The sequence below is a fragment of the Streptomyces sp. NPDC057302 genome (assembly GCF_042667685.1).
In the GTDB taxonomy this organism is placed as follows: domain Bacteria; phylum Actinomycetota; class Actinomycetes; order Streptomycetales; family Streptomycetaceae; genus Streptomyces.
The window spans coordinates 49,273-68,307 of sequence record NZ_JBHUZJ010000041.1 but is presented as its reverse complement, the minus strand read 5'-3'; the positions used below and the strand labels follow the sequence as shown (position 1 = coordinate 68,307).

The window sequence follows — 19,035 nt, the reverse complement described above, 5'->3', positions numbered from 1 at the left end:
GAGTGGTGGTCACCGGTCGACGCCTCCCATCACGGGGTCGATGGACGCGACGGCGACGATGACGTCGGCGACCTGGCCGCCCTCGCACATCGCCGCCATGGCCTGCAGGTTGGTGAAGGACGGGTCGCGGAAGTGGACCCGGTAGGGGCGGGTGCCGCCGTCGGAGACGACATGCACGCCGAGTTCACCCTTGGGCGACTCGACCGCGGTGTACGCCTGACCGGCCGGGACCCTGAAGCCCTCGGTCACCAGCTTGAAGTGGTGGATCAGGGCCTCCATGGAGGTGCCCATGATCTTCTTGATGTGGTCGAGGGAGTTGCCGAGGCCGTCCGGGCCGAGCGCGAGCTGCGCGGGCCAGGCGATCTTCTTGTCCCCGACCATGACCGGACCCGGCTCCAGGCGGTCCAGGCACTGCTCGACGATGCGCAGCGACTGGCGCATCTCCTCCAGGCGGATGAGGAAGCGTCCGTAGGAGTCGCAGGTGTCGGCGGTCGGCACGTCGAACTCGTAGTTCTCGTAGCCGCAGTAGGGATCCGACTTGCGCAGGTCGTGCGGCAGGCCCGCCGAGCGCAGGACGGGTCCCGTGGCGCCGAGGGCCATGCAGCCCGCGAGGTCGAGGTAGCCGACGTCCTGCATACGGGCCTTGAAGATGGGGTTCCCGGTGGCGAGCTTGTCGTACTCGCCGAGGTTCTTGCTCATCTTCTTCACGAACTCGCGGATCTGGTCCACCGCGCCCGGCGGCAGGTCCTGGGCGAGCCCGCCCGGCCGGACGTACGCGTGGTTCATGCGCAGGCCGGTGATCAGCTCGAAGATGTCGAGAACGAGTTCACGATCGCGGAAGCCGTAGATCATGATCGTCGTCGCGCCCAGCTCCATGCCGCCGGTGGCGATGCACACCAGGTGCGAGGAGAGCCGGTTGAGCTCCATCAGGAGCACGCGGATGGCCGAGGCGCGGTCCGGGATCTGGTCCTCGATGCCGAGGAGCTTCTCGACCCCCAGGCAGTACGCCGTCTCGTTGAAGAACGGCGTCAGGTAGTCCATGCGCGTGACGAACGTCGTGCCCTGCGTCCACGTGCGGTATTCGAGGTTCTTCTCGATGCCCGTGTGCAGGTAGCCGATGCCGCAGCGGGCCTCGGAGACGGTCTCGCCCTCGATCTCCAGGATGAGCCGGAGCACACCGTGGGTGGAGGGGTGCTGGGGACCCATGTTGACGATGATGCGCTCGTCGTCGGACCGGGCCGCGGACTGGACGACCTCGTCCCAGTCGCCGCCGGTGACTGTATATACAGTCCCCTCGGTCGTCTCGCGCGCGGATGCATGTGACGTGCTCATCAGCTGTACGACCTCCGCTGGTCCGGAGCCGGGATCTGGGCGCCCTTGTACTCGACGGGGATGCCGCCGAGGGGGTAGTCCTTGCGCTGCGGGAAGCCCTGCCAGTCGTCCGGCATCATGATCCGCGTCAGCGCCGGGTGACCGTCGAAGATCAGGCCGAAGAAGTCGTACGTCTCGCGCTCGTGCCAGTCGTTCGTCGGATAGACCGCGACCAGCGAGGGGACGTGCGGATCGGCGTCAGGGGCACTGACTTCGAGCCGGATCAGGCGGTTGTGGGTGATCGAGCGCAGGTGGTAGACGGCGTGCAGCTCGCGGCCCTTGTCCTCGGTGAAGTGGACCCCCGAGACGCCCGTGCAGAGCTCGAAGCGCAGGGCCGGGTCGTCGCGCAGGGTCTGGGCGACCCGGAGGAGGTGCTCGCGCGCGATGTGGAAGGTCAGCTCGTCGCGGTCGACGACCGTCTTCTCGATCGCGTTCTCCGGCAGGAGCCCCTGTTCTTCCAGGGCCCCCTCCAGCTCGTCCGCGACTTCGTCGAACCAGCCGCCGTAGGGGCGCGCGGAGGCACCCGGCAGGGTGACCGTCCGCACGAGACCGCCGTAACCGGACGTGTCGCCGCCGTTGTTGGCGCCGAACATGCCCTTGCGTACGCCGATGACCTCGCCGGCCTCGCCGCGCGGGGCGGGGACGCCGTTTCCTTCTCGATGCTCGTCAGGTGCGTCGCTCACCGCAGCAGCCCCTTCATCTCGATGGTGGGGAGGGCCTTGAGGGCCGCCTCCTCCGCCTCGCGGGCCGCTTCCTCAGCGTTGACCCCGAGCTTTCCGCCCTGGATCTTCTGGTGGAGCTTGAGGATCGCGTCCATCAACATCTCGGGCCGCGGCGGACAGCCGGGCAAATAGATGTCAACAGGGACAATGTGGTCCACACCCTGCACAATCGCGTAATTGTTGAACATCCCGCCCGACGAAGCACAAACCCCCATGGAAATGACCCACTTGGGGTTGGGCATCTGGTCATAGACCTGCCGCAGGACCGGCGCCATCTTCTGGCTCACGCGTCCGGCCACGATCATCAGATCGGCCTGGCGCGGTGAACCGCGGAAGACCTCCATGCCGAAGCGAGCCAGGTCGTAGCGACCGGCTCCCGTCGTCATCATCTCGATGGCACAGCACGCGAGGCCGAAGGTCGCGGGGAAGACGGATGACTTGCGCACCCAGCCCGCGGCCTGTTCGACGGTCGTCAGCAGAAATCCGCTCGGCAGTTTCTCTTCGAGTCCCATTGCTCTTTGCCCCTCAGACCCTTAGTCCCATTCCAGGCCGCCACGCCGCCATACGTACGCGTACGCGACGAAGACGGTGAGCACGAAGAGCAGCATCTCCACGAGCCCGAAAATCCCCAGCGCGTCGAAGGTGACGGCCCAGGGGTAAAGGAAGACGATCTCGATGTCGAAGACGATGAAGAGCATCGCCGTCAGGTAGTACTTGATGGGAAATCGCCCACCGCCGGCCGGAGTCGGCGTCGGCTCGATTCCGCACTCGTACGCCTCGAGCTTGGCGCGGTTGTACCGCTTTGGACCGATAAGCGTGGCCATGACCACGGAGAAGATCGCAAAGCCTGCCCCGAGGGCTCCCAGCACGAGGATGGGCGCATAGGCATTCACGCTCCTCGCTCCTCTCAGTCGGCACTGACTGTTGGCGGTTGCATCGGACCCGGGCCCGGCTTCACGAAGATCGCTTACATGTGAAGCAGGTCACAAGCCCAACTGCCCCGCATCTTATGCCCGCCGGTCTGTGATCTGCGACACGGGGTGCGACAACGGCTTTGTGATCTCCACCACCTGACGAAGGATCATGAAGTCGGATGAGCGGTGATCTTCATACGCGAAGCGCCTGAGTGATCACGAGAGGTGACATCTCAGCGAGTTACCGCTGGTCGGGAGGGGGTTGCCCTATCAAGCGATGAGCGCCACAGGCAAATTGGCGCTGGACGCGGCGGCTTGATAGTGGCGGCGCGTTCACACTTTGGCGGGAGAGGTGTGGACGAGGGTGGACGGCCGCGGACGCGTGCACGGATTCACGAGCGGTCATCACGCGGCTGACGCGAGCCGCTCCGAGGGCGAACCGGCACCGACCCGGACACCGCTCCGGACACCCCTCCCGCCATCGACCCGCCATCGGCCCGCCGTCGTTCCACCGTCGATCCGCCGTCGATCCGTCACCGATCCCCCACACCCACAACACCCCTGAATTCTTCGGGATATCTCAGGAAGGTCTCGGCCGGATCTCAGGGAGATCCCCTAGGGTCAAACATGTGACCTGCGCCACATCACTGATCGCGCCGGAGAAACCGGGCTTGGCCAACCGACTCAACCGGTGGTAGTCCACGGGCAATTCGGGCGTATCGCAGAAAACCCATGATCACAGGCGTGATCGCTGTTGTCCGCATTGCCCGTTACGGCGTCAATAAGAAGTGACACGCCCGGGATTCAAGGCCGCCGCGGACAACTGTGGCGCAGCCCACGTTTCTTGAAGGGAACCCTGACTCCCTGATAGCGGTTGGTCTCATGTCCCACACCGCTCACATACCCAGCCACCGGAAGCCCCGTCGTAGCGCATCGAAGATGGCCCTGCGTGCCGGAGTTGCCGGTGGCGTCCTCAGCACCCTGGCAGTGGCCGCGGCTGCTGGCACGGCGACCGCCGCCGAGCCGGTGACCGAGACCATCGAAATGCCCACGCTCACCACGGATCTCTCCACGCAGATCGCGCAGTCCGCGGAAGCCACCCAGCAGACCGCCGACAGCTACGAGCTCCGTGCCGAGCAGGACGCGGCCGCCGTGAAGGCCGCCAAGCAGGCCAAGGAAGACCAGGCGCAGGCCGAGGCGAAGGCCAAGGCCAAGGCGAAGGCCGAGGCCGCCGCCAAGAAGAAGGCGGAGGAGGAGCGCGCCTCGCGTTCCACCGAGCGCACGACGCTCAGCGCCGCCGGCTCCAGCGCCTCCACCGCCGACGCCCCGGCTCCGGCCAGCGGCAGTGTCGGCTCGGTCATCGGCTTCCTCAAGGCCCAGCTCGGCGACGCGTACGTCATGGGTGCCTCCGGACCCAACGCGTGGGACTGCTCCAGCCTCGTCCAGGCCGCGTTCAAGCAGGCGGGCGTGGACCTTCCGCGCGTCTCGCAGGACCAGTCGGTCGCGGGCACCCCGGTCTCGCTCTCCAACGTCCAGGTGGGCGACATCCTTTACTGGGGTGGCGCGGGCTCCGCGTACCACGTGGGTGTGTACATCGGTAACGGCCAGTACCTCGACGCCGCCAACCCCGGCAAGGGCGTTGTCATCCAGGACCTGTCGGGCTACCCCGCCGACGGCGCCGTGCGCGTCCTCTGAGGGCCCTCACAGCCACGTAGAAGGGCCGGGAACCCCCCTGTGGGGTTCCCGGCCCTTCCGCGCGCTCAGCGAGCCGCAGGCGTCAGCCCTTCGGCGAGAGCTCGCCCATCTCGGACCAGCTGCTGCCCGGGATCTCCGTGTGGATGATTTCCGGGGTCGACGCGATCGCCTCGGACATCGTCTCCATGGCGGCCCTGAAGTGGTCGGAGTCGACGTGCGCGGCGCCCGCGTCCTGCGAGGCGAACCCCTCCAGGAGAACGAACTGGTTGGGGTCGTCCACGCTGCGGGACCAGTCGTAGAAGAGGTTGCCCTCCTCCGCGCGCGTGGCCCGGGTGAACTCGGCGGTCCGCTCCAGCCAGGTGTCGGCGTGCTCGGGGCGGACGGTGAACTTGACGGCGATGAAAATCATGCTGCCAGCGTCCTGCCGTCCACCCCGTGAGGGCAAATCGGATACGTCCTGTTTTCTGAGAGCCGAACCGGCTCACGCCTTCGGCGCCACCTTGCTCAGTCCGTTGATGATCCGGTCCATCGCGTCGCCGCCCGTCGGGTCGGTCAGGTTGGCCAGCATCTTCAGCGTGAAGCGCATCAGCATCGGGTGGGTCAGGCCGCGCTGCGTGGCGATCTTCATGACCTTCGGGTTGCCGATGAGCTTCACGAAGGCGCGGCCCAGCGTGTAGTAGCCGCCGTAGGTGTCCTTGAGGACCTTCGGGTAGCGCTGCAGCGCCAACTCCCGCTGGGCCGGGGTCTGCCGGGCGTGCGCCTGGACGATGACGTCGGCGGCGATCTGCCCGGACTCCATGGCGTACGCGATGCCCTCGCCGTTGAACGGGTTCACCATGCCGCCCGCGTCGCCCACCAGGAGCAGGCCCTTGGTGTAGTGCGGCTGGCGGTTGAAGGCCATGGGCAGGGCGGCGCCGCGGATCGGCATCGTCATGTTGTCCGGGGTGTAGCCCCAGTCCTCGGGCATCGAGGCGCACCAGGCCTTCAACACCTCGCGCCAGTCCAGCTCCTTGTAGGCAGCGGAGGAGTCGAGGATGCCGAGCCCGACGTTCGACGTGCCGTCGCCCATGCCGAAGATCCAGCCGTAGCCGGGCAGCAGCCGGTCCTCGCCGCCCCGGCGGTCCCACAGCTCCAGCCAGGACTCCAGGTAGTCGTCGTCGTGGCGCGGCGACGTGAAGTACGTACGGACGGCGACGCCCATCGGGCGGTCCTCGCGGCGGTGCAGTCCCATCGCGAGGGAGAGCCGCGTCGAGTTGCCGTCGGCGGCGACCACCAGCGGCGCGTGGAAGGTGACCGGGGTCTTCTCCTCGCCCATCTTGGCGTGCACGCCGGTGATGTTGCCCGTGCGGTCGTCGATGATCGGGGCGCCGACGTTGCAGCGCTCGTACACGCGGGCGCCCGCCTTCTGGGCCTGGCGGGCGAGCTGCTCGTCGAAGTCGTCGCGCTTACGGACCAGGCCGTAGTTCGGGTAGGCGGCGAGTTCCGGCCAATCGAGCTGGAGCCGGACGCCGCCCCCGATGATGCGCAGGCCCTTGTTCCGCAGCCAGCCCGCCTCCTCGGAGATGTCGATCCCCATGGAGACGAGCTGCTTGGTGGCGCGCGGCGTCAGGCCGTCGCCGCAGACCTTTTCCCTTGGGAACGCGGTCTTCTCCAGGAGGAGTACGTCGAGTCCGGCCTTCGCCAAGTAGTAGGCGGTCGTGGAACCGGCTGGCCCGGCCCCGACGACGATCACATCAGCGGTGTGTTCGGTGAGGGGCTGGGGCTCGGTCACGGCGGGTTCTCCCCAAGGCTCGAAATCTGTGTGCCGGCGGGCACGGTATATGGGCAGTCTATGCAGCGGTACTGATCAGCCAGCCGAAGGGCCACCCGTGACAAAGCAGGCACTGCCGACCAAGACCCTGCCCGCCGTACACCTGCGCGTTCCGACGCACGAGGACGCCTTCGTCTGGCACCGGCTTTTCGACGACCCGGACGTCATGGAGTTCTTCGGCGGCGCGTCGTCCGAGCTCTCCGAGTACGAGGAGCTGACCGCCCGGCAGCGCAGACACGACGCGGAACTGGGTTTCTGCTTCTGGACGTTGCTCGACGCGGACGGCGAGCCGATCGGCTTCACCGGGGCGCAGCCCTGGCCGCACGAATGGGGGCCCAAGGGTGAGATCGAGATCGGCTGGCGCCTGGGCCGCGCCGCCTGGGGCAAGGGGTACGCGACCGCAGCCGCGCAGGCCACCCTCGATCGGGTGCGCGCGGCGGGCGTACGGGACGTGGTGGCGATGGTCGACGCCCGCAACGAACGCTCCGTCGCGGTGACCCGGCGGCTCGGCATGGAGCTGGCCGAGACCTTCACGGCGCCGGTGTCGAAGCGCGAGGCATACCGCTTCCGGCTCGCCCTGTAGCGGGTCTACCCTGCCGGTACCGCTGGGGGTGACATCTGTGCCGAAGGCACCCAGGACAGACGAAGTGCGCGTGCCGCGGCTGATCGGTCTCATGGCCGTGGACGCGCGGGAGACGGCGGCGAAGCACGGCCTGCTCCTCGCGGCGCCGGACCGCCCCGACTTCCACCTCGTCGTCCTCGACCACGTGGTCCGGCAGTATCCGCTCCCCGACGTGTGGATCCCGCGCGACGCCGTCGTCACCGTCTGGTTCGAGCTCGGCCCCGACGAGGGCGACGGCGGCGCGGGGGTGCGCGAGCCGCGCCGCCCGGGTCCTCCGGGCGGCGGTCTCGAGCGGGAGCTCGACGAGCCGGGGCCCGAGGTCGGCGCCGTTTCGTAGCGCTGCGAGCCGGTTGGTAAGGGTGCAAGCCGGTCGGTGAGGCCGCAAGCGCCTCAGCCGTTGATCCGCCAGTGCTCAAGGGCGATCCGGTGGGTCTCCTGGCCCTCGCCCGCGCTCCAGAAGTCCGCCCTCCAGGAGAGCTGGATGGCGTACTCGGTGCCGTTGTCCGCCACGTAACTCTGGTCCACCGCATGGATCTGGCGGCCCGCCGTGTCGGTGTAGGTGTACTCCCAGATCGCGCCGCTGCGGCCCTGGAAGGTGTTCGGCTCAAGACGGATCCGCTGGTAGTCGGACTTCTTCGGGTCCTTCTTGGCGTCCTTCTCGATGGTCGTGAAGTTCTCGTACGAGGTGTACGGGGCGTTCGGGACCACGCCGACGAGGAACTCCTCCCGGCCGGTCGATCCCCCGTACACGATCTGGCCCGGACGCTCCTCGCCGTGCCGGGTCCAGCCCTCGGGCACGGCGAACTCGAAGCCGCTGACGTCGGACACCAGGTCGGAGCCCGCGGGCAGGCCGGTCCCTTCGTCCACGGTGTCGCGGCTCGCGGTCGGCTCGCTCGGCTCCCGCGTGGGGGTGGCGAAGGGGGACGGCGTCGGCGCCGGGGTGGGGTCCTGGCTGCGGCTGACGGCGGGCTTGTCGTCCTTGCCGCCGGCCTTGTCGGCCTTGCCGTCGTCGTTGTTCTGGAGGAACAGGACACCGGCCGCGATGCCGCTGCCGATGAGGAAGGCACCGGCGAGGGTGCCGGCCCAGAGGGCGGTGCGGCGGGGCTGGGGGGAGGTTGCGGTGGGCGGCTGGTGGCGGGGCTGGTAGGCGTGGGGGTCGTAGGCGGTGGGGGCGTACGCGGGGTTCATGGCGGGGTCGTACGCGTTCGGGTCGTACGCCGCTTGGGACGCGGGAGTGGCAACTCCGGCTGACGGAGCGCCTGTTGTGACGGGCCCGACGGCGCCTACGGGACCCGGAGCGGGCCCGGCGCCAGGTGCGACACCAGCGACCTGCCCCGTCATCTGCAGCAGATACGGCGCGAGGAACGCCGCGACGAAGACCCAGAGCAGCCCGAACAGCAGCACGTCCGGCACGCTCACGCCCGCCTCGAAGCTGCCGTTGCCCGAGCCGCTGCTGCTTCCGCCTCCCCCGAACTCCGCCGACGCGTTCCCGGAGGCGTCGACGCTGAAGCCGCCGAGTCCGGCCAGGAGCAGGAAGAGCCCGAAGAAGACGCCCGCGGACAGGAGTTGCTCGCCACGGTGGGCGGTGCGGCGCGCGGCGAGAATGCCGATGATCAGCGCGCACGCGAGCCCGAGCGCCAACGCGCCCACGATCGCCCAGTCGTTGGTGACGTCCCCCAGTTCGGAGAGCCCGAAGGACTCGCTCTCGTAGCCGCCGCCGTACGCCGAACTGCTTCCCCGCACCGACGCGTCGAGCGACGCGCCCCAGCCGAGGCCGAGGGCGGCGGCGCCGAGGTTCGGCAGCACGAGCAGGGCGATGACCAGCGATGACACATCGGCGTCGTCGAGGTCCAGCAGCCTGTCGAGGTCGTCGATCTGGGCGATGCTGATGAACGCGACGACCGAGCACAGGGCGAGCACGATCGCGAGCGCCCGCAGCGCGGTGCCGGTGGCACGGAACGCCGCCTGCCAGCCGGGCCGTTGGGCCAGCCAGGGTGCCAGGTCGTCGCGGTGCAGCACACCGCAGGAGACGGCGAGCGCGAGGACGAACGCGCCGAGCGCGGCGAGCACCGGCGACGAGGAGAGCTCGACGCCCTCGATCTCGGGCTGCGCGAAGAGGCTGAGCACGAGGGTGCCCACGGTCACCAACAGCGTGACGCGCACGGCCGCTTCGAGCCCGGCCGTGCCTCCGCCCGGACTGCCGGAACGCAGGAGAACGCGACCGCGCAGGACGCGTACGCCGATGAAGAGGGCCCCGATCCACAGGGCGGTGGCGGTGAGCGGAATGAGGTGCAGCGTGGCGGTGCCGTCGAAGGCGGTGTCGAGGCTGGAGCTCTCACCGCCGAAGACGGACGACTGCTGCCGCTCGCTCCCGGAGATCTCGAAGCCGCCGCCCACGGCCTGGAGCAGCAGCGCGAGCCCGATGCGCAGCCGCTCGCCGAAGCCGACGACGACGTCACTGCCGCCCTCGCCCTGCCCGTACGAGGGAATGGCCAGCGCGACGGCCGCGATGAGCACCAACCCCACGGGCCACAGCGCGGCTTGCGCGGCTCCGGCCCAGTCCCCGCGCAACGCCCGCCCGAAGAAGGCGCCGAGGGGCGAGGGCGCCGAGGGTGCCGGAGCGGGGACGTGCGCGGGCGGGGGCGGGGACGCCGGGGCGGTGGGAAGTGCGGGCGCGGGGAGGGACGTTGCGGTGTACCCCGGACCAGCAGGTGTCGCCGGGGCCTCGGGCTCCAGCGGAGCCGAACCCGACGCAGACGCAGACGCCGAAGCAGACGCCGACGCCGACGCCTCGGGAAGCTCCCCGGAGTCGGAGTCCCCCGCAGCGGTCGGACCGCCCAGCTCCGCCGCAGGCAGTACCGCGGGCCCCGCGTCCACTGTCGTGTCGCGCGGACGCTCTCGACCGCACTTCATGCAGAAGCGGGCCTCGTCCGGGATGGGTGCCCCGCATTGAGGGCAGTTCGACGCCATGGGAACGCTCCGTCATTGGGGAGATGACCAGAAAGACCGACCCGTGCCGAACGGACCCGCGGCGACCCGATGCGAAAGAGCGGCTTCGCATCGGCACCGTCGCGTCGGCGGAGTCGTATCACAACGGACACATCTTGCCCGGCGGTTGGTTCCCGTCATCTCGGGTCACATCGCAGGATTCTGCGCGCGCCCGTCGAGGCGTGGGAAACCCGCAGGTCTACGCCTTGAACCCGCGGTGCAGGGCGACGACTCCACCCGTGAGATTCCGCCATGCCACCTTCGACCAGCCCGCGTCCCGCAACCGCGCGGCCAGCGTCGGCTGGTCCGGCCAGGAGCGGATGGACTCCGCGAGATAGACGTACGCGTCGGGATTGGAGGAGACCGTGCGCGCGACCGGCGGCAGCGCCCGCATCAGGTACTCCTCGTAGACCGTGCGGAACGGCGCCCATGTGGCGTGCGAGAACTCGCAGATGACGACCCGGCCGCCGGGCTTCGTCACGCGGTACATCTCCCGCAGCGCCTCGTCCGTCTCCTGGACGTTGCGCAGGCCGAAGGAGATCGTGACGGCGTCGAACGTGTCGTCCTTGAACGGCAGCTTCGTCGCGTCCCCGGCCGTGAACGGCATCCAGGGGTGGCGGCCCTTGCCGACCTGGAGCATGCCGATCGAGAAGTCGCAGGGCACGACGTACGCGCCCGCCTGGGCGAAGGGCTGCGACGAGGTGGCGGTCCCGGCGGCGAGGTCGAGCACCTTCTGCGCGGGGCGCGCGTCGACGGCCTTCGCGACCGCCTTGCGCCACAGCCGGGCCTGCCCGAGCGACAGGACGTCGTTCGTCAGGTCGTACCGTTCCGCCACGTCGTCGAACATCGAGGCGACTTCGTGCGGCTGCTTGTCCAGGGAGGCTCGGGTCACCCGGCCCATTGTGTCAGGCCGGTCCGCTCTCCCGGCGGCGCCCTCACTCGCCCGCAGCGGGCTTTCTTCGCCCGCTTCCCCGCTCCCCCGCCCCCGCTCCTAGCGGGCCCGGAACACCAGACGGCCGCCGATCACCGTTGCCACGCACGTCGCGGGACCACGGCGCACCAGGTCCGCCCGGTCGGCCACATCGAAGATCGCGAAGCGGGCGGGGCCGCCCACGGCCAGGGGTGGCAGCAGGACCAGGGGGGACGGGGTAAGGGACACGGGACCCGGCAGGCGTGGCGGGCGTCGGCCCGACGCGAGGCCCACCCCGCGGACGGCGTCGAGGACGGGACGGGAGCGCAGTTCGCCCGCGACGGCCACCGTGCCGTGCGCGAGGAGGCGCTGCACGCCCCGGCGGGCGCTGCCGCCGAGAAGGGACGGATCGGCGCGGAAGATCACCCGCGCGCGCTCCCCGCCGATGGGCACGGTGCCGAGCCGGTCGGCCTCGCGCGGATCGGGGTGGTAGGTGCCTTCGAGGATCTCGGGGCCGTACGGATTGAGCAGACCCGGCGTGAGGATGCCGGGCCAGCGCCGGACGCGGGCGGCGGGGTCCGCCGCGGCCAGCTCCTCGTACGGGCCGACGGCGGCGACGACCGCCCCGTCGACCAGGACCGCCGCCTCCGGTGACGCCTCGGCGACGTGAAGTGTGCGCACGGCGGCCTCAGTTGCTGGCGAGGAGCTTCAGCTCGGGGTGAGCCGTGCCACCCTCGATCGCCGTGGACGAGATGTGCGAGGCGACGCGGTCGTCGGTCGGGTCGTTCGCCGGGTCGTCGTGCACGACGAGGTGCTCGTACGTCGTGGCGCGCTGGGCCGGGACGCGGTCGGCGGTGCGGATCATGTCGATCATGTCGCGCAGGTTGTTGCGGTGCTTGGCGCCCGCGGAGGAGACGACGTTCTCCTCCAGCATCACGGAGCCGAGGTCGTCCGCGCCGTAGTGCAGGGTGAGCTGGCCGGCCTCCTTGCCGGTGGTCAGCCAGGAGCCCTGGATGTGCGCGATGTTGTCGAGGAAGATCCGCGAGATCGCGATCATGCGGATGTACTCGAAGATGCTGGCCTGCGTCCGGCCCTTGAGGTGGTTGTTCTCCGGCTGGTACGTGTACGGGATGAAGGCCCGGAAGCCGCCGGTCTTGTCCTGCGTGTCGCGGATCATCCGCAGGTGCTCGATGCGCTCGGCGTTGGTCTCGCCCGTACCCATGAGCATCGTCGACGTCGACTCGACGCCGAGGCCGTGGGCGATCTCCATGATCTCCAGCCAGCGCTCACCGCTCTCCTTGAGCGGGGCGATGGCCTTGCGCGGGCGGGCCGGGAGCAGCTCGGCGCCGGCGCCGGCGAAGGAGTCGAGCCCGGCGGCGTGGATCCGCTGGATCGCCTCCTTCGCGGAGACCTTCGAGATGCGGGCCATGTGCTCGATCTCGGAGGCGCCGAGGGAGTGGATGACCAGCTGCGGGTAGTTCTTCTTGATCGCGGAGAAGTGCTCTTCGTAGTACTCGACGCCGAAGTCCGGGTGGTGCCCGCCCTGGAACATGACCTGCGTGCCACCGAGCTCGACGGTCTCGGCGCAGCGCCGCAGGATGTCGTCGAGGTCGCGGGTCCAGCCCTTCTTGGTGTCCTTGGGGGCCGCGTAGAAGGCGCAGAACTTGCAGGCGGTCACACACACGTTGGTGTAGTTGATGTTCCGCTCGATGATGTACGTCGCGATGTGCTCGGTCCCGGCGTACCGACGGCGGCGGATGGCGTCGGCGGCGGCGCCGAGCGCGTGCAGCGGGGCATCGCGGTAGAGGTCGAGCGCCTCTGCTTCGCTGATCCGCCCACCTGCGGCGGCACGGTCGAGGACGGACTGAAGGTCGGCCTTCTCGGTCACCGGGAGGTCCCTTTCATAAGGGTTACGGACGGACTGATCCAGCGTACGCCAGCCGATTCCGCGGTCCGACGTCAGGCGGCGTACGCCCCGATCAGGAGCCCCACGAACGCGCCGCCGATCAGGAAGGGCCCGAACGGGATCGCCGTCTTGCGCCCGGCGCGCCGGGCGATGACGAGCGCCGTCCCGTACAGGGCGGCGAGCAGGAACCCGGCGAAGGTGCCGAGCAGCACCCCGCCCCACCCGTACCAGCCGAGGACGGCCCCGAGGCCGAGCGCCAGCTTCACGTCGCCGAAGCCCATGCCGTTCGGGCTGATGAGGAAGAGCACGAAGTACGCACCGCCGAGCCCGAGCGCCCCGTACACCGAGTGGAGCCAGGAACCGCCGTGCTCGGGCAGCAGCGCGGCGCCCCCGAGCAGGGCGAGCGCGGCGACGGCGAGCGGCAGGGTGAGTACGTCGGGCAGTCGGTGCACGCCGAAGTCCACGACGGCGAGCAGGACGCCGAAGGGCGCGAGCAGCAGCCAGACGGCGAGCTCGGGCCGCGCTCCCGTCGCGGCGGCGAGGGCTGCGCAGACGAGGGCGGTGGCGGCGGCCACGGCAGCGGTCCGGGGGCCGTACCACTCCCCTTGCGGGCCGCGCGCGAGACCGACCCAGCCCCCTACGGGCTGCCCGTCGGGGCAGCTGTCCCGCCAGGGCTCGTCGGGCGGTACGGAGAGCCGGTAGGCGGCACGGGGGACGAACAGCCCCGCGACGGCGCCCCAGAGGGCGCCGACGACGACGAGGGTCAGCAACAAAACGGTCCATCCCCGTTGTGGGCAGGCGTCCCGCAGGGCGGAACGGGTGGGTACAACGCCCCGCGGCCGAGTTCCGACCGAGCCGGGCGTCAGCTCACCGCGGTGAGCCCAGTGCGCCAGGCAGGAAGCAACTCGTCCAGCAGAGCCTCGGTCCGGGGCGGCACACCCCGGGCCCCACTCCGCGCGACGAGATCGGCGGCGACCTGCTGGAGGCGGGCAGGGTCACCCACCGCGTGGGTCGCCCGCAGCAGCTCGTTCCAGAGCCGCTCGTCCCCCGGCGCCGAGGTCAGCGAAGCGTTCAGCGCCTCGATGGCCTTCTCCGCGCGCCCCTTCTCCAGGTGGAACTCGGAGAGGGCGAGCCCGATGTCGGCGACGAGCAGCGGCAGCTGCGCGTCGATGATCTCGTGCGTGAGCCACGCGTACCGCCCCTGGGGCCGGTCCGAGAGCAGCGGCCCGCGCACGAGCACCAGGGCGTCGGTGAGCATCCGCCCGCGTACGGCCCGGCTGTTGGCGCCGCGGCCCTGGGTCGCCTCGTGGTAGAGCGACCGCAGGACGTCCAGGTCGGAGACGACGGACTTGGCGAGCGTGAGCCGCCCGCTCTGGTCGGCGCGCAGCCGCGGCGACCCGTCGGGCTCGGTGCCGAGCCACTCCCGCAGCCGGTCGACGAGCGCGTCGCGTACGTCCTCGGTGACACCGCGCGGCCACAGCGCGGAGGCGAGCACCCGGGGGTGCACACCCTCGCGGTGCAGCAGGAGCAGCGCGAGCGCCTCGTGCATCAGCGGGCTGCGCTCGCCGTCCGGCGTGTCGAGGCCGATGATCTCGTACGTACCGACGAGGCGCGCGTACACCGCGGGCCGCCCCTGCTCGGTGACGTCGACGAGGAACGGCGGGGCCGTGGCCGTACGACCGGAGCCGGCACCGCCGCCACCGCCCTGGCCGTCGCCCTCGCCCGGGTCGGCGTCGAGGAAGAGCTCCACGACGGCCCGCTGCTGGGCCTCGGGCAGCGTCTGCGCTTCGAGCTCAAGACCGAGCAGCGGGGCGAGGAGCTTGCCCTGGGGGGTGATCTCCATCTCCCAGGCGGCGCCCGGCAGGTCACCGGACTCGGTGCCGACGAGGTAGCCGATGCCCAACCGGCCCGCGTCCGCGGCCAGTTCGGCGAGCTTCACGGCGTCTTCGCCGGTGGGCTCGGCGGCGAGCAGCACCAGGTGCGGCGCCCAGCGGGTGTGCTGGGCGGGTCCCGTACGGCCGGTGAGCACGGAGTCGTGCCCGGCCGCGCCCATGGCCCCGCGCCGCTGGCGCGTCTCGGCCTCCATCGTCTCGATGAGCGCCTCGATGTCGTCGAGGTGGCGCAGCCGGTTGGGCGCGAGGGGCGTCAGGTCCTGCCCGAAGCCGACGAGGGTGATGGTCATGCGGTCGGACCACCCGTTGGTGGCGAGCTCGGCGGCGACGGAGGCGAAGACGGCGGCGCGGTCGGCCTCGCGCCCGCTCAGCGAGACGACGCCGGGCACGGCTTCGAGATTGAGCAGCAGCCGGGAGTCGTCAAGCGTTCCCAGGCTCACGAGCCCCGGATAGGGAGCGGCGGTGTCCACGTCCTCGTACTGCTCGGCATCGGTGCGCGCCAGCATCCAGAACGTCTGGTCCTGCCCCAACTGCCAAGGGGCGGGCGGCCGTCCGGCGGGCTGGGCGAGCTGCAGGTGCAGATCGCCGTTGCTGAGCCAGGCGGCGTACACGGTGGGCAGCGCCCGGGACTCCTCGGCGAGGGAGGCGGCGAGCCCCCGCAGCGAGAGATCGAGAAGGCGTACGCCTTCGGGGTCGGCCCCCACGAGCAGCGCGTCCAGCGCGTCGGCCGCGCCCCCGGTCGGCGTCGGCGGCTCCATGCCGCGACGCCCGCCGATGGCGCCCATGGCCGACTGCCACAGCGCGTGCCGCCGACGGCGGCCGAGCGCGCCGAGGAGCCCGGCGGCCAGGAGCGGCGCCCCGATGAGAGCTTCCGGCAGCCCGAAGGAGGACCCTTCGGAGGCACTGCTGCCGCTGCCGGCGACGGGCGGCGCTTCTTTCTGACCGCTCTCGGAGGGGCGCTGCTCGGGAACGGTGATGTGCGCGGTGTCGCGGTCGACGGATCCGCCGCCGCCCTGTTCCTTGGCGCCGCCACCTTGTTCCTTGGCGTTCCCTCCGGAGGCCTGGTCCCCGGACTTCGCGTAGTCGGAGATCTGCTCCTTCACGTCCTGCGAGACCTTGGGCGCCTCGTCGGGCATCTCGACGAGCTCGCCGCCGTGCGCGTCCGCGGGCATCTCCATGATCCAGCCCGGCCGGATGAGGCTGGCCTCGGACAGCCGCGACCCGTCGGGCTGCTCACGGTCCTTGTTGAGCTGGTAGATCTCCTTGTACCTGCGGCCGTCTCCCAGGTGCCGCTCGGCGATCTCCCACATCGAATCGTGGTGCCGTCCTTCGGGCGGCTGGATCCGGTAGTACTTGGTGTCCCCGTCCTTGGCACTGCTGCCGCCGCCGGCGTGCGCGGCGGCCTGCTCGGCCTGCTCGGCGACGGCACTGGCGGCGCTTGTGGCCTGCTCCTGCCCGAAGAGACCACCAGGGGTCTGCTGGGCGGAAGCGGCGGACGCGGGCTTCTGGTTCCCCTCCAGCGACTGCCCGAACTGCGAGAGCCCCGGCGCGAAGCTGGCTGCGGTGGCGCCCACCAGGAGCAGGGCGGCGACGAGTTGACGGGCGAGGAGCTGACTGCCGCCGGCGCCGGGAATGCGGCCCGGCATACCGACGCCCGAGAGCGCGGCCTTGACCTCCACCAGGACACAGGCGGTGAACTGGGCCCAGGCGAGCCAGACCACGACGGTCAGTACGTTGATGAACGTCCCGACCGTGATCTCCTGCTGCAACCAGTCCAGCGAGGGCGCACCGCCCGGCAGCGGCCACCCCACGGCGTACGCGAGGGCGCCGGGGACGCCGAAGACGAGCGCGGCCAGCGCGACAAAGGCGAAGAACGCCTTGACGAAGTCCCCGAACGTACGACGACGCCGGGGCAGCGGCTGCGGCGTCCGATTCCGTGGGGCCGACGGGCCGCCTGTCGGACTTGAAGTGGTGCGCGCCATGGCGGGTGTCCTGATGTCCTCTGGGAGAGAGCGGGTGGGGTCAGCGGTCTCAGTGGTCTCAGTGCTGTTCAGCGGCGCTCGGTGGGTCTTTGCGCCGAGCGTACTGAGGCGATGGTACGGAAGGGGCCGATGGTCAGACAGGGCAACGGCTCGCAAGGGGCTTCCGGGGGTGCCCGTTTGCGCCCGAGTTGCGTCGTAAGCGCAACTCTCCTTGTCTCATCCGCGCCCGATCGGGCCCGCTCCCGCCCCCTCGATTGACCACCCAGGCCAGGCATGCGGCGCCTCGCGCCACCCCGCGTCACAGTTCCGGCACGGATCGGCTGCGCGCACGTAGCACTTGGGGACCGTTCGCTTCCGTCACCGCACAGAACGCGGGAGCCTTCACAGAACCCACCAGTACTGGTAACCCACGCCTGGTAATTTCGTTCGGCTCATTCTCTCCTGCACACGCATCGAACTCTGGGGGACTCCCATCGTGGCCCGTCGCACCCTGCCCGCCGTCACCGCGCTCGTGGCCGGTGCGGCCCTGCTTCTGACTGCCTGTGGGGGTGGGGGGAGTGATGGCTCTGCGGACAAGATCGAGGGGGCGGGGGGCGGCTCGGAGAAGGCGAAGTCTTCGGCTCCCGCGAATCCTGGCAAGCCGGATGTCAGCCTGCCGAGTGACCTGAAGGTCGAGTTCGACTCCTCGAAGTCGTCCGACCCGCGTCACGCGGCGGCTCAGGAGAACGCCGAGAACTACATCCGGGCCCTCAACCATGGGATCACCGCTCAGGACCCCAAGGACCCGGCTTACCGGTTCTATTCGCTCGGCAACGCCACCCGCTACGCGCAGGAGCAGATCACGTCGTGGGTGGACGACAAATGGACCGCTACCGGAACAGACAGCTACTACAGGGCCAAGACCGACAAGGTCGGCACGGCAGGTGTGCTCGTCACCATGTGCCGCGACCAGAGCAAGTTCTACGGCAAGAACGTCGAGACCGAGAAGATCAAGCACACGAAGCCGAGTCTCGACGACTACCAGGAGTTCCGTCTCCTCATGAAGCAGCCCGCGGGTTCGGCGAAGATCTGGAAGGTGCTGCAGATCGAGGTCGAGGGTCGAGTGAAGGGGTGTCGGCGATGACAACCTCACGACGTACGGTGCGATGGTCCGCGGCATTGGCGGCGACAGCCGTGCTGTGGTCGGGCGCAGCGGCGTACGCGGCCGGTCCTGAGGACAACACCACCACACCACCGTCCGGCGAGAAGCCGAGCGGCGGCTCCGACAAGAAGGGCAACCTGTCGGCCGGAGTCTCCTCGATCCAGCTCTCCTACCCCTCGGGTGGCGACGGCGGCGGCAAGAAGGGCAACCTCGCCCCGATCGACCCCAACTGGGAGCCCCCCGCCTGCTGGTACGAGCCGGCCTTCACCTCCAAGGAACTCAAGGAGTTCGTGGACAAGGACGGCGGCGGCGACGTCGGCGTCCACGAGTCATGGTTCGGCAAGGGGCTCTGGACCGACCACTACCGGGACGGAAAGCCGGCCGACAACTTCGACCTGCACGCGACCTCGAACAGCCAGGCCGACGGCTACAAGGACTACAACGAGGGCGAGGACGGCCGCTTCTGGCGAGGCGTGGCGCCCGACTCCTCCGACCCCAAATCATGGGACTGCGGCCGCATCATGTTCTGGGTGGAAGCGAACGAGATCCCCGACGACCCGAACGCACCCACACCCAAGATGCTCGCCGAGTACGCGTACGACAAGGTGAAGGTCCCGGAAACCAAGGTGGAGCTGAAGCCCGCGGCCAAGTCGACGGTGAATCTCCCCACCTGGGCCTGGCTGGACAAGGGCACCTTCAAGGACGTCAAGGTCCGCGCGGAACTCCCGAACACCCCGCTCTGGGCGGAAACCACGGCCAAGCCGAAGAGCCTGCACCTGGAACCGGGCACGCCCGACGCGGAGACCTTCCCCGCCTCGGGCGAGTGCAAGATCAACGAAGACGGCAGCATCGGCAGCCCCTACACGAAGGGCAAGTCGAAGCAGGACCCGCCGTGCGGCATCAAGTACCTCAGGGCGACCGCCGGAAAGCCGTACCAGCTGAAGGCGTCCATCACCTGGGAGATCTCCTGGGAAGGCACGGGCGGGGCGGGCGACACGATGCCGGACGGCACCTTCGAGACGACCCAGGACATGGACGTACAGGAAATCCAGTCGATCAACCGGTAGTCGACGGCACATGTA

General features: G+C 69.9%; 17 protein-coding genes. 5 read left to right on the top strand and 12 right to left on the bottom strand.

Going from position 1 to position 19,035, the window contains the following annotated elements:
• Positions 1 to 9: 9 nt before the first annotated feature.
• Genes ACFUPX_RS26155 through ACFUPX_RS26140 form a run of 4 tightly spaced genes read right to left on the bottom strand, consistent with a single transcriptional unit; the run spans position 10 to position 2,986 of the window.
• Positions 10 to 1,332: an NADH-quinone oxidoreductase subunit D gene (locus ACFUPX_RS26155; protein WP_383327355.1), complete on the bottom strand. Its 1,323-nt coding sequence runs from the start codon at positions 1,330 to 1,332 to the stop codon at positions 10 to 12.
• Positions 1,332 to 2,054, bottom strand: a complete 723-nt coding sequence (locus ACFUPX_RS26150) for an NADH-quinone oxidoreductase subunit C (protein ID WP_383327352.1) — start codon at positions 2,052 to 2,054, stop codon at positions 1,332 to 1,334. Before ACFUPX_RS26150 ends, ACFUPX_RS26155 begins: the two co-directional genes overlap by 1 nt.
• Positions 2,051 to 2,605, bottom strand: a complete 555-nt coding sequence (locus ACFUPX_RS26145; protein WP_160506582.1) for an NADH-quinone oxidoreductase subunit B family protein — start codon at positions 2,603 to 2,605, stop codon at positions 2,051 to 2,053. Before ACFUPX_RS26145 ends, ACFUPX_RS26150 begins: the two co-directional genes overlap by 4 nt.
• A 21-nt stretch (positions 2,606 to 2,626) precedes the next feature.
• On the bottom strand, positions 2,627 to 2,986 hold the full coding sequence (locus ACFUPX_RS26140; protein WP_003992243.1) for an NADH-quinone oxidoreductase subunit A: 360 nt from the start codon (positions 2,984 to 2,986) through the stop codon (positions 2,627 to 2,629).
• A 903-nt stretch (positions 2,987 to 3,889) separates the two neighbouring features.
• Here ACFUPX_RS26140 and ACFUPX_RS26135 point away from each other — a divergent pair.
• On the top strand, positions 3,890 to 4,702 hold the full coding sequence (locus ACFUPX_RS26135; protein ID WP_383327349.1) for a C40 family peptidase: 813 nt from the start codon (positions 3,890 to 3,892) through the stop codon (positions 4,700 to 4,702).
• A gap of 82 nt (positions 4,703 to 4,784) precedes the next feature.
• Here ACFUPX_RS26135 and ACFUPX_RS26130 read toward each other — a convergent pair whose 3' ends face one another.
• The gene (locus ACFUPX_RS26130; RefSeq protein WP_383327346.1) at positions 4,785 to 5,111 is read right to left on the bottom strand and encodes a putative quinol monooxygenase; all 327 of its coding nucleotides are present in this window, start codon (positions 5,109 to 5,111) and stop codon (positions 4,785 to 4,787) included.
• Positions 5,112 to 5,183: 72 nt separating this feature from the next.
• Entirely contained in the window at positions 5,184 to 6,473 is a 1,290-nt protein-coding gene (locus tag ACFUPX_RS26125) for a geranylgeranyl reductase family protein (protein ID WP_383327343.1), read from the bottom strand.
• Between the two features lie 97 nt (positions 6,474 to 6,570).
• Between ACFUPX_RS26125 and ACFUPX_RS26120 the strand changes: the two genes are divergently transcribed.
• Entirely contained in the window at positions 6,571 to 7,095 is a 525-nt protein-coding gene (locus tag ACFUPX_RS26120; protein ID WP_383327340.1) for a GNAT family N-acetyltransferase, read from the top strand.
• Positions 7,096 to 7,159: 64 nt separating this feature from the next.
• Positions 7,160 to 7,471 carry a serine/threonine kinase gene (locus tag ACFUPX_RS26115; protein WP_383327338.1) on the top strand — a complete coding sequence of 104 codons (312 nt, stop codon included), beginning with the start codon at positions 7,160 to 7,162 and terminating at the stop codon, positions 7,469 to 7,471.
• Positions 7,472 to 7,524: 53 nt separating this feature from the next.
• Here the strand turns inward: ACFUPX_RS26115 and ACFUPX_RS26110 are convergent, their stop codons facing one another.
• The 6 genes from ACFUPX_RS26110 to ACFUPX_RS26085 form a co-directional block, all read right to left on the bottom strand.
• On the bottom strand, positions 7,525 to 10,104 hold the full coding sequence (locus tag ACFUPX_RS26110; protein WP_383327336.1) for a zinc-ribbon domain-containing protein: 2,580 nt from the start codon (positions 10,102 to 10,104) through the stop codon (positions 7,525 to 7,527).
• Positions 10,105 to 10,321: 217 nt separating this feature from the next.
• Positions 10,322 to 11,014, bottom strand: coding sequence for a demethylmenaquinone methyltransferase (locus tag ACFUPX_RS26105; RefSeq protein ID WP_383327333.1), 693 nt, complete (start codon positions 11,012 to 11,014; stop codon positions 10,322 to 10,324).
• Between the two features lie 99 nt (positions 11,015 to 11,113).
• On the bottom strand, positions 11,114 to 11,713 hold the full coding sequence (locus tag ACFUPX_RS26100) for a hypothetical protein (protein WP_383327330.1): 600 nt from the start codon (positions 11,711 to 11,713) through the stop codon (positions 11,114 to 11,116).
• 7 nt (positions 11,714 to 11,720) lie between these two features.
• Positions 11,721 to 12,920 (bottom strand): cyclic dehypoxanthinyl futalosine synthase, encoded by a 1,200-nt coding sequence (gene mqnC / locus ACFUPX_RS26095; RefSeq protein WP_383327327.1) that lies wholly within the window; start codon positions 12,918 to 12,920, stop codon positions 11,721 to 11,723.
• Positions 12,921 to 12,991: 71 nt separating this feature from the next.
• Positions 12,992 to 13,711: a prepilin peptidase gene (locus tag ACFUPX_RS26090; protein WP_383327325.1), complete on the bottom strand. Its 720-nt coding sequence runs from the start codon at positions 13,709 to 13,711 to the stop codon at positions 12,992 to 12,994.
• Between the two features lie 89 nt (positions 13,712 to 13,800).
• Positions 13,801 to 16,812 (bottom strand): BTAD domain-containing putative transcriptional regulator, encoded by a 3,012-nt coding sequence (locus ACFUPX_RS26085; RefSeq protein ID WP_383327323.1) that lies wholly within the window; start codon positions 16,810 to 16,812, stop codon positions 13,801 to 13,803.
• A 475-nt stretch (positions 16,813 to 17,287) separates the two neighbouring features.
• Between ACFUPX_RS26085 and ACFUPX_RS26080 the strand changes: the two genes are divergently transcribed.
• Complete coding sequence (locus ACFUPX_RS26080; RefSeq protein WP_383327320.1) at positions 17,288 to 17,935, top strand: hypothetical protein; 648 nt, start codon at positions 17,288 to 17,290, stop codon at positions 17,933 to 17,935.
• The gene (locus ACFUPX_RS26075; protein ID WP_383327317.1) at positions 17,932 to 19,020 is read left to right on the top strand and encodes a hypothetical protein; all 1,089 of its coding nucleotides are present in this window, start codon (positions 17,932 to 17,934) and stop codon (positions 19,018 to 19,020) included. The genes ACFUPX_RS26080 and ACFUPX_RS26075 overlap by 4 nt, the downstream gene beginning before the upstream one ends.
• Positions 19,021 to 19,035 lie beyond the last annotated feature (15 nt).

Coding starts and splice junctions, on each gene's coding strand:
- ACFUPX_RS26110 (WP_383327336.1), bottom strand. CDS start 10,104: ATGGCGTCGAACTGCCCTCAATGCGGGGCACCCATCCCGGACGAGGCC.
- ACFUPX_RS26145 (WP_160506582.1), bottom strand. CDS start 2,605: ATGGGACTCGAAGAGAAACTGCCGAGCGGATTTCTGCTGACGACCGTC.
- ACFUPX_RS26135 (WP_383327349.1), top strand. CDS start 3,890: ATGTCCCACACCGCTCACATACCCAGCCACCGGAAGCCCCGTCGTAGC.
- ACFUPX_RS26155 (WP_383327355.1), bottom strand. CDS start 1,332: ATGAGCACGTCACATGCATCCGCGCGCGAGACGACCGAGGGGACTGTA.
- ACFUPX_RS26130 (WP_383327346.1), bottom strand. CDS start 5,111: ATGATTTTCATCGCCGTCAAGTTCACCGTCCGCCCCGAGCACGCCGAC.
- ACFUPX_RS26075 (WP_383327317.1), top strand. CDS start 17,932: ATGACAACCTCACGACGTACGGTGCGATGGTCCGCGGCATTGGCGGCG.
- ACFUPX_RS26085 (WP_383327323.1), bottom strand. CDS start 16,812: ATGGCGCGCACCACTTCAAGTCCGACAGGCGGCCCGTCGGCCCCACGG.